The 10,767-nt window shown below is 61.3% G+C and carries 3 protein-coding genes; 2 read left to right on the top strand and 1 reads right to left on the bottom strand.

The annotated features are described in order from the left end of the window. The first annotated feature begins 25 nt into the window (after positions 1-25). Positions 26-7,618 carry an SDR family NAD(P)-dependent oxidoreductase gene (locus AB7M22_RS14005; protein WP_454186748.1) on the top strand — a complete coding sequence of 2,531 codons (7,593 nt, stop codon included), beginning with the start codon at positions 26-28 and terminating at the stop codon, positions 7,616-7,618. A gap of 37 nt (positions 7,619-7,655) precedes the next feature. Here AB7M22_RS14005 and AB7M22_RS14000 read toward each other — a convergent pair whose 3' ends face one another. After that, a complete protein-coding gene (locus AB7M22_RS14000; RefSeq protein ID WP_454186747.1) occupies positions 7,656-8,522 on the bottom strand; it encodes a class I SAM-dependent methyltransferase in 867 nt (288 codons plus the stop codon). A 213-nt stretch (positions 8,523-8,735) separates the two neighbouring features. Here AB7M22_RS14000 and fabD point away from each other — a divergent pair, with 213 nt between their 5' ends. Further along, entirely contained in the window at positions 8,736-10,733 is a 1,998-nt protein-coding gene (gene fabD / locus AB7M22_RS13995) for an ACP S-malonyltransferase (RefSeq protein WP_454186746.1), read from the top strand. The last annotated feature ends 34 nt before the right edge of the window (positions 10,734-10,767 follow it).

Below are 10,767 nucleotides of genomic sequence, written 5' to 3'. Positions count from 1 at the left end.
CAGGACGGTAAGGGCATTCAGAACAATGAACAACACTACGTCGAACGATGCACATGACATCCGCCTGCCTAATCAGCGGCCCACTCAACAACACCCGACCACGCCGGCGCCACGCACCCGGCGGCAGATCGGTGAACCAACACAAGGCAGCGCGCCATCGCCAGCGCCGACTGCCAGGGTGGCGATTGTCGGTTTTTCCGGGCGTTTTCCCGGTGCCGACAACGCCGAGCAATTCTGGCAACTGCTGATGGAGGAGCGCTCGCAGATCAGCGAGCTGCCGTATTGGCATCTGCCGGGCATTGCCGAGCGTGCTCACCTGCGCGAGACATTCACCTGCCCGGGCGGTTTCATCAATGACCCGACCGCGTTCGATGCCGACTTCTTCAAGATATCCGCCCGCGAAGCCGAGGCCATGGACCCACAGCACCGGCTGGTGCTGGAGCAGACCTGGGCGGCTTTCGAAGATGCCGCCATCTGCCCGCACAACCTGCGCGGCAGCAACACCGGGGTGTATATCGGCGTCTCTTCCGCCGACTACAACGGCCTGCTGGCCCGTTCCGAAGCCGGCGCACACGACGCCACGGGCAATGCGCACTCGATCATCGCCAACCGCATCTCCTATCTGTTCGATTTCCATGGCCCCAGCGCGCCCATCGATACCGCCTGCTCCAGCTCTCTGGTGGCGGTGCATAAGGCCGCGCAGTCGATCCTCAATGGCGACTGCACGGTGGCCGTTGCCGGCGGGGTGAATCTGTGTTTTGAACCGATGGTGTTCATGGGTGCGCTCAAGGCCGGCATGCTCAGCCCCACCGGGCGCTGCAAGGCCTTTGCCGCCGATGCCGACGGCTATGTGCGCGGTGAAGGCGTCGGGGTGTTGATCCTCAAGGACTATCAGCAGGCACTGGCCGATGGCGACAACATTGTCGCGACGATTATCGGCTCGGCAGAAAACCATGGCGGCCACGCCAACTCGCTGACAGCACCCAATCCCAAGGCCCAGGCCGACCTGATCAAACAGGCCTGCCGGGGCATCGACATCAACAGCCTCGGTTACATCGAAGTCCACGGCACCGGCACGCGCCTGGGCGACCCGATCGAGATCAGTGGACTCAAGCAGGCCTTTGCCGAACTGGGCGCCAGTGCTGGGCAGCGCTGTTATCTCGGCTCGGTGAAAACCAATATCGGCCACCTCGAATCCGCCGCCGGCATTGCCGGGGTAATCAAGACGTTGTTGGCGCTAAAGCAGGGTTATCTGCCCAAGAGCCTGCACAGCGAACAGCTCAATCCGTATATCGATCTGGCCGGCAGTCCGTTCGAGGTCCTGCAGGCTGGCCGGGAGTGGCCGCAATTATCCGACAGCCAGGGCAACAAGGCGCCGCGCCGGGCGGGTGTCAGCTCGTTCGGGTTTGGCGGGGCCAATGCTCATGTTGTGCTGGAGGCGGTTGAACTTGTTCCTGTGATGACGGAACACGGGGTCGCCGCGACGATATTTCCGCTGTCTGCCAAAACCCTCGAAGCGCTGCAGTCGCGGGTTGAGCAGTTGATCGATTTTCTGCAACGCCAGCCTCAGGTGGTTCTTGCGGATCTGGCCGCCAGCCTGCAACTGGGTCGCGAGGCGATGGAATACCGACGGGTGATTGTGGCGAACAGCCGCGACAGTCTGTTGAGCCAACTGCATGCCAGCGGCCCCGGCGAAGGCGGTAAGCCTGCCAGCAAGATTGCGCCGGACGAGGTGCTTCGGGCCCTGCAACAACAAAATATCGACAGCGTGCTGACGCTGTGGCGCCGGGGCGCAACCGTGGACTGGCGTCAGCTGTATCAACAAAGCCAGCCGCGCCGAATCTCGCTGCCGACTTACCCCTTCAGCCGCGAGCGGTACTGGATCAGCGAATCTCCTGCGCTCGAGCGCACGGGCGAGGCGTGGCTGCATCCACTGGTACAGCGCAATACGTCGGATCTGGCAGGACAACGTTTCAGCAGCCGGTTTGACGGCAATGAATGGTTTTTTGCCGAACATCGGGTCAGTGGTTTGAAGATCCTGCCGGGTGTGGCTTATCTGGAAATCGCCAGGGTGGCGCTTGAGCTGTCGCTGGCCAATGAGCGCGCAGTGGTTCGCCTGAAGAACATCGCCTGGCGCCAACCCATGCGCCATGACGGCGGCGTGCTGGCCATCGACATCGAGTTGGCGGAGCAGGACAACGGCGAGATTCGTTTTGAAATTTGTGGCACGCCGGCCGACGGCCCGAGCTATTGCGCCGGTGTGGCGACGGTCGGAGCCGCCGAGAGTCTGGCGCCGCTGGACCTGCAAGCCATCGCTGCCGCCACGACCGAGCAACGACTGGCGCCACAGCAGTGCTACGAGATTTTCGGTGAGATGGGGCTGGAATACGGCGAACACTTTCGCCGGCTCAGCGCGTTGCAGGCGGGCAATGGCCAAGTGTTGGCCAAGCTGGTATTCGCGGACGAAGGCACTGAGCTCGGCCTGTCTCCCGGCCTGCTCGATTCTGCATTGCAGGCGGCATTAGGGCTGGCGCTACTGGAGCCGACTCCGCCGGACCAGCAGCGCCAACCGCTGGTGCCGTTTGCGCTGGACTCGGTGATTTTTGGCGACCTGAACCTGCTCAACCAGCCCTGCCATGCGTGGGTGCGCTACAGCGCCAGCCACCAGCCGGGGCGTATCAACAAGCTGGACGTGGATATTTGCGATGAGCAGGGCCGCATCGCACTGCGCCTGCAAGGTTTTTCGTCGAGAAGACTTGAACCGGCAGCCACGCCCGTGCTGACCATGACACCGGTCTGGCGCGATAAAGAACTCGTCAATACGGCTCAGCGAAAGTTCGCGCGGCAGGTGATGGTGTTGGCCGGTGATCAACCCGTTGCGCTGGACCAGTTGGTGGATCGCTGTCGGGCGCTGGTGGGTGACAGTCGGCAGATCGATATCGAACGGCTGCCCGTGGTTTCGGATGACCCCGTTGTCGCGCTGCCATTGCTGGCGGGTTTCCTGATCAACCTTTTGAAAACCTGCCCTGCGGACACGCTGGTGCAACTGGTTCTTGCCGACCTTGATGAAACCGCCCCGGTCTTCGCCTCGCTGTTGGCGCTGCTGAAGACCGCAAAAAACGAAGGACTGATCGCTGCCGCCCAATCAATCGAAGTGCGCGGTAGCCTCTCGCTGCAGTGGCTGATCGACAATGGCCAGCAGGACGATGAGCGGGTGCGTTACCAGGGCGGTCGCCGTCAGGTGGCATCCTGGCAGGAGACGTTGCTGCCGGATGCTGACGCCACGCCATGGCGCGATGGCGGGGTCTACCTGCTGACCGGTGGCACAGGCGGCCTGGGCTTGTTGCTGGCCGAAAGCATCGCCCGGCAGGCACGGGGCGTGAGGCTGGTCCTGGCCAGCCGTTCGGCCAGTCAACGTTCAGCCGAAGTCAGCGGACGAATCGAGGCGATCAGGGCACTGGGTGCCGAGGTGCAAGTTGAAGCGCTGGATGTCGCCGACCCAAGTGCAGTCGAGGTGCTGATTGCACGGTGCGAGCAAGCGTTTGGCACAATCAACGGGATTTTCCACTGCGCCGGCATCACCCGCGACAGCTTGCTCAAGAACAAAAGCGAGGCCGATCTGACGGCGGTGCTGGCACCCAAGGTGGCGGGCGTACTCAACCTGGATCGCGCCAGCGCGCATCTGCCGCTGGACTGTTTTGTGCTGTTCTCATCGGTCAGCACCGTGATCGGCAATCCGGGGCAGGGCGACTATGCGCTGGCCAACGCGTTCATGGACGAGTGGGCCGGCTGGCGTAATCGCGAGACCCAGGCTGGTCGCCGTCAGGGCCGCACCCTGGCGATCAACTGGCCGCTGTGGCGCAACGGCGGGATGCAGATCGATGCTCAACGCGAGCAACAGATGGTCGAGCAGACCGGGATTCAACCCTTGAGTGACAGTGGCGGCCTGGATTTTTTACGCCGGGCTTTGGCCGATGCTCAGGGGGCCGAACGCTGGATGGTGCTGGAAGGGGATATCGCCAGGATCAAAACGTTTATCGCCGGGCAGTGGCAGGAGCCGCCAGCTGCGCCAATCACCCAAGCGCCGGTCGAGGCGGCACCCTTGGCGCAAACCGTGGAGGGCGACCTGAACGCGCTGGCGATCCGGCATTTCAAGCAACTATTGTCGAAAACCCTCAAGCGGCCATTGGATAAGATCGACAGTGACGGCTCGTTCGAGCGTTACGGGGTCGACTCGATCATGCTTACCGAGCTGACCACTCAACTGGAACGCACCTTTGGCTCCTTGCCAAACACCCTGTTGTACGAACACCAGACCGTGCGCGAACTGAGCGACTACTTCATCCGGCAGCACCCCGAAATGATGCGGCAGTTGCTGATGGCCGAGCCGGCCAGGCGCAGCATTCCCACCGAAAAAGCGCCGCCGATACCGATAGCCACGGCACAAGAGCTCCGGCGCCAGCACAACCGCCGTCAACCGCCAGTAACCGTGCCAGCGGTCAGCAACAACCGCGATCTGGCGATCATCGGCCTCAGTGGCCGCTACCCCGGTGTCGAAGACCTGGAAACGTTCTGGCAAAAAATTGCTGGCGGTGAAGACCTGATCAGCGAAGTGCCAACCGCGCGCTGGGATCACCAGGCGTACTTTGACGAGGCGCGCGACCGCTTCGACAAGACGTACTGCAAGTGGGGTGGCTTTCTCGACGAGGTCGAAGACTTCGATCCGCTGTTTTTCAACCTCTCGCCCCGAGAGGCGCAAATCATCAACCCCAACGACCGGTTGTTCCTGGAAACCTGCTGGAACCTGCTGGAAAGCGCCGGGATCACCCGGCAACAGATCAAGCAACGCTATCAACAACAGGTGGGTGTGTTTGTCGGTGTGATGTACCAGCAGTACCAGGCGTTCGAGTCGGATCTGGTCCGGGAGTCCCTGGTGTCGGTGACGTCCTACAGCGCGATTGCCAACCGGGTGTCCTATTTCTTCGATTTTCAGGGGCCGAGCCTGGCAATCGACACCATGTGTTCCTCGTCGATCTCGGCGATCCATGCCGCTGGCGAAGCGCTGCGCAATGGCGACTGTCGGCTGGCGATTGCCGGCGGCGTCAACCTGACCCTGCATCCGAAAAAGTACATTGGCCTGAGCGTCGGCCAGGTGCTGGGCAGTCATGCCGGCAGCCGCAGCTTTGCCGACGGCGACGGTTATCTGCCGGCAGAGGGCGTTGGGGCGGTGTTGCTCAAGACCCTGGCCGACGCCGAGCGCGATGGCGACCACATCCTGGCGGTGATCAAGTCGACCGCTACCAACCACGGCGGCCACACCCATGGCTTCTCGGTGCCGAGCGCCAAGGTGCAGGCGGCGCTGATCGACCGCAACTTCAAGCGCGCGGGGATTGACCCGTGCACCGTCAGTTACGTCGAGTCGGCGGCCAATGGTTCGGCGATGGGCGACGCCATCGAGCTGAGCGCGCTGAGCCGCATTTTTAGCGAAGCGGGGGTTGCCAGTCAGTCCTGCGCCATTGGCTCGGTCAAATCCAACATCGGCCATGCCGAAGCGGCTTCGGGCATGGCCGCGCTCAGCAAGCTGGTGCTGCAACTGCAACACCGGCAGCTGGCGCCGTCGCTGGTGCTGGGGCCACTGAATCCCAAGCTGGATTTCGAACACTCGCCGTTCGTGCTGCAACGTACCCTGGCCGATTGGCCTCAGCCGGTGGTCGAGATCGATGGCGTGTGGCAATCCGTTCCGCGCCGGGCATCACTCAGCGCGTTTGGTGCCGGGGGCTCCAATGCCCATCTGATTATCGAGGAATATCCGACAGCGTCCGCGCCCGACGTAGTGCCGCCAGAAGACGGTGTTGTGCATATCGTGCCGCTGTCAGCCAACAGCAGCGGTTCGTTGCAGCAGGCGGTGGCCAGGTTGGCGCGGCATCTGGATGCCCATCCGGATCTTCGGCTCAAGGATCTGGCCCACACTCTGCAAACCGGCCGGGAAGCGATGCCGCTGCGGCTGGCGTTACAAGTGAGCAGCACCGGCGAATTGCGCACGGTGTTGGCCGATATCCTGCGGCCACTGGAGCAGGGCGAACCGATGACCGTACTGGAAACACTCGATTTGCCACTGGCCTTCGGCAATGTCGACGAAGTGTCGGCGGCACTGGCCAGCTTGCTGTCCGGTGCGGGTGCCGTGGCGCTGAGCAACGGCCTGATCGAGGCTGATGACCGGAAACAACTGGCACTGCTCTGGACCCAGGGCGGCGAGATTGCCTGGGACAGGCTCGCGCGAAATAACGGTGCACGCCTTATCGCCTTGCCCACCTATGGCTTCGACAAGCAGCGTTACTGGCTGGAACAGTCAAACAAGGCGTTGCGTGAGGAGGTCACGGACGCGAGCCCGGCCAGCCCGGCAGTGGGCAAACACCACACCGCTGCCGAACAGGGCCTGCGTCTGCTGGCCGACTTGCTGGGCATGCAACCCAACGACTTGTCGCCTGCCAAGCCACTCAACGCCTACGGCGCCGACTCTATCGTCATGCTGCAGTGGGCCATGCAGGTGCAAGCGCAGATTGATCCCGGACTTACCCTGGCTGATATCCAGCAGTGCCTGACCCTCGGTGACGTCCTGCAATTGCTGAGCGCAACGGCCAGTTTCAAAAAGCCGGTGCTGCCCCCGGAAATCATCGGCCTGTTGAGCGGTTCGACGACGCGCTTCCCGGAGTTGCAACGACTCAATCAGGTGCAACATGGCCGGCCGGTGTTCTGGTTCCATGGCGCCTTGGGCGGCAGTGAAATCTATAAGGGCCTGGCCCAGCACATACAGCGCCCGTTCTTCGGGCTTCAGGCCAGAGGTTGGATGACTGATCGTGCGCCGTTGCTGGGGATTTCGGCAATGGCCGCCTATTACGTCCAGGTCATCCAGTCGGTTCTGCAGCAGGGCCCGTACGATCTGGGCGGCTATTCGCTGGGCGGCATGCTGGCGTATGAAGTGACCCGGCAGTTGCAGGAACTGGGGGAGACCGTCACCAGCCTGGTGATGCTCGATTCACCGGACGTGACCGGCGAACGCACCGCACGCCTGTGCGACAAGACCCGCCTGTTGCAGACCGTCAACATGTCCTTGCAGATGACCATCGGCCAGACCCCGGAGCGCTTCGCCGAGGTGTTGATCCATCGCGATGAAGTCGATCTGTCGCTGGCGCCAGCGGACTACCAGCAGCAATTGACGGCACTGGCCCGGCAGCGGGGTCTGAAGACCAGCGACGAGCGTTTGCAGCAACTGCTGGCGCAAGTGACGCAGATCCAGCAGGCGTATCAGGTTGAGCATTATCGAATCCAGCCATTGCCCAAAGCCTCGGACGTTGCCTGCTATTACTTTCGCAACGCCAGCGGTTTGTGGATGGGCGAACTGGAGCCGTTTTTCTCCACCGACAGCCAGGAGTTCGCCGCTTTCAACCACGCCGAATACTGGCAGGAGTGGCAGCGACAATTGCCGAATTTCGAGATGATCGAGGTGGCGTCGGCCAACCACATGACGTTGTTGACCCAGCCGGAAGTGTTCAGGGTGATCGCGCAGTTCTGTGCGTCCCTGTATGGCGAAAAGCGGGTGGAGAATGCCGTTGGATAATACCCAAAGCGGCGTCCCCACCCACGGCCCGAAGGGGCTAGGCGGTTTGTTTCAGGCGCCAGAACTTGTACGCCAGATGGCCGTTTTTATAGGCCTTGACGCCGCTATCGTCGAAAAAATGGAACATGGTGTCGAACGCGTGCCAGACCTCGGGTGGCAGCGAATCACTGTGCTGTTTTTTCTCGTCCACCAGGCTCTTGAGCAGGTGCTTGAGGTGACCTTGCTCGCTTTCAAACGCCCTGATCACGCCTTCGGAAATGTCGGCATGTTCCTCAACCTTGAAGCCTGTGTGGCGAATCATTGCCTGGTGCTGCTCCAGCACGTTGGTGAAGAAGTCGACACCAATGCTGTCACGCTCGGACAGGGCACTGGTGTTGTCGCCTTTCATGGTGTCGGCATAAAAAAACAAGCCATCCTTTTTCAACACACGCTGCACCTCTTCACCAAACGTGTTGAGGTCGGGGTAGCAGTGGGACGACTCGATATTGATCACAACATCGAATTTGTTATCGGCAAAGGGCAGTGCCATCGCGTCGCCGCCAACGAAGGTCAGCCCTTCAATACGGTGTACCCGGTTGCACAACTCGATATGCGCCGGACAGAAATCCAGCCCGGTTATAGACGCGGCGCCGGTATAGCGGGCGAGGTAGGAGCAGTTGCCGCCGCGTCCCGAGCCGATTTCGAGGACCTTCTTGCCGCGCAGATCGGTATCGCCCAGCAGGGTGCGAATCAGGTTTGCCGAGCATTTTTGCTCAAGATCTTCGTCATTGATCCAGTCAAAGCTGCTGTCTTTGGCCAAGTAGCCGTAGTTGAGGAAGGTCAGACGTCTGTCGGGGAACATCCGGGTCATCATGTCGTACCACTGACTGATTGGCGATACGGTTTCTTGTCCTTGCGTCGTCATGTCTACCTCCGTGTCGAAAAAAAACTGCAGAGTTTGCATTTCACTGTATTCGCGATAACAGCGCCGATTGCATGGCGCTGATGCGGCCGCCTGAGGAGCATAGCGGTCATGGGCTAAGGCTCCGAAAAATTTTTCATCGATGTCGCAGACCGTTCCAGATCGGCTCCTATACTGCGAGCCGTAACGTCAGCTATCTATTTCAGGACGAAATTTATGCCTTATCTTTTTCAGGGACAGACGTCTTGCGTGGTGTTCATGTTTCCCGGTCAGGGCTGCCAGTTCTATCAGATGGGCCGCGAGCTCTATCAGAACAACTCAGTGTTCCACCGCTGGATGAACGAACTCGACACACTGATCCACGCCGAACTGGGGCAGTCGGTGATTGCCGGGATTTATCACGACAACAGCCCGCGTTCAAAGGCCTTCGATGATATTCGCCTGAGCCACCCGGCGATCTTCATGATCGAGTACGCCCTCGGCAAGACGCTGATCGAGCACCACATCACCCCTGATTATCTGTTGGGCACCAGCCTGGGTGAACTTGCCGCCGCTGCGCTGGCAGACGTCATTTCTCTGTCCGACGCCATTCGTCTTGTTGTACGTCAAGGGCAACTGTTTCACCAGCGCCAGTCACCGGCAGGCGAGGGTGCAATGCTGGCGATCCTGGCCGAAGAGTCGCTGTATCAGCAGACGCCGTTGCTGCGCGAGCACTGCGATATCGGGGCCCACAACGCGCCTTCGCTGATCGTCGTCGCCGGTCCGACCAGCGCGGTTGCCGATGCCGAACGCCACCTCAGCGCTCGGGACATCGTGTTCCAGCGTCTGCCGGTCAATCAGGCCTTTCATTCGCGCCATATCGATTTTCTCAGGCTGGAGGTCGAGGCATTGTTGCGCCAGACAAGCCTGCACAAGGCGCAGATTCCGGTGATCTCCTGCCACAACACCGAAACCTTGCAGCAGCTCGACGCCGATCACTTCTGGCAGACCATCCGCCAGCCGATCCGTTTTTCCCAGACCCTGGCGCGGATCGAGCGTGAGGCCGCCGAGCGCGGCGAATCGATGATCTACCTGGACCTTGGTCCGAGCGGCACGCTGGCCAACCTGATCAAACAGAATATTCGTGACCGTGCGTTGCCGCCGATTTTCCCGGTGCTCAGCCCGTTCGGCCGCGACCTGGAGAAATTCGACGAGGTGCTGACCCTCGGTCGTGCCTTGCAGCCGCTGCCGGCGAAATCTGCGCTGACAACACCGCCGACAGCAGCACCGGCTCAGGTGGCCGCGCCGCCCGCGACATTTCAGGTCCAGCAGCCGACCCGCCTGGTACAGCGCCCATCGACGCCAATGCCGTCCGGGCCGAAACGCGTCTATGGGTTTCCGGGGCAGGGTTCGCAGCGACTGGGAATGGGGGCGGCGTTGTTCGAACAGTTCCCCGAGCATCTGGCCGAGGCCGACAAAATCCTCGGCTATTCGCTGAAAACACTGTGCCTGGAAGACCCCGATCAACAGCTGTCCAACACCCGGTTTACCCAGCCGGCGCTGTACACCGTCAGTGCCTTGGCGTTCCTCGCCAAACAGCAGGCGGACCCGCGTAAAGCCGACTTTCTCGCCGGTCACAGCCTGGGCGAGTACTGCGCGCTGTTTGCCGCGGGTGCGTTCTCCTTCGAGACCGGGCTGAAACTGGTGAAAAAACGCGGCGAGCTGATGGCCCTGGCCACTGGCGGCAGCATGGCCGCTGTTATCGGTCGCAGTCCTGACGAAGTCAACGAGCTGCTGGCCCGTCACGGCCTCGGTGCGCTGGACGTTGCCAACTACAACTCACCCTCCCAGGTGGTGCTTGCCGGTCCGGTCGAGGCACTCAGCGAGGCGAAGGAGATTTTCCAGGCGATGGACATTACCTTTGTAGCGCTGCCAGTCAGCGCGCCATTCCATTCCCGCTACATGGAAGGCGCGATGGGGGCATTCGGCGAGTACCTGGCCACGTTCGAGTATTCACCGCTGCACACCCCGGTGATCGCCAACATCGACGCCGCGCCTTATCGCGATGATCAGTTGGTCGATAACCTGACCCGGCAGATCTGCGGCTCGGTGCGCTGGCTCGATACCGTGCAGTACCTGATGCGCCAAGGGGCATTCGAATTCGAGGAACTCGGGCCGGGCGAGGTGCTGACAAAACTCGTCAAAACCGTGCGAAACGCTGCCGCCTTTTCGTGACTGCACAATCGAATGGATGCCTTGTCATGGAAAA

Source organism: Pseudomonas sp. ADAK2 TE3594, from assembly GCF_053628675.1.
Note: the sequence above shows the minus strand (reverse complement) of the source record. Positions and strands in the feature narration are given on the sequence as shown.

Bases quoted from the DNA above. Each gene is read 5' to 3' on its own strand.
- AB7M22_RS14000 (WP_454186747.1), bottom strand. From the start codon at position 8,522: ATGACGACGCAAGGACAAGAAACCGTATCGCCAATCAGTCAGTGGTAC.
- fabD (WP_454186746.1), top strand. From the start codon at position 8,736: ATGCCTTATCTTTTTCAGGGACAGACGTCTTGCGTGGTGTTCATGTTT.
- AB7M22_RS14005 (WP_454186748.1), top strand. From the start codon at position 26: ATGAACAACACTACGTCGAACGATGCACATGACATCCGCCTGCCTAAT.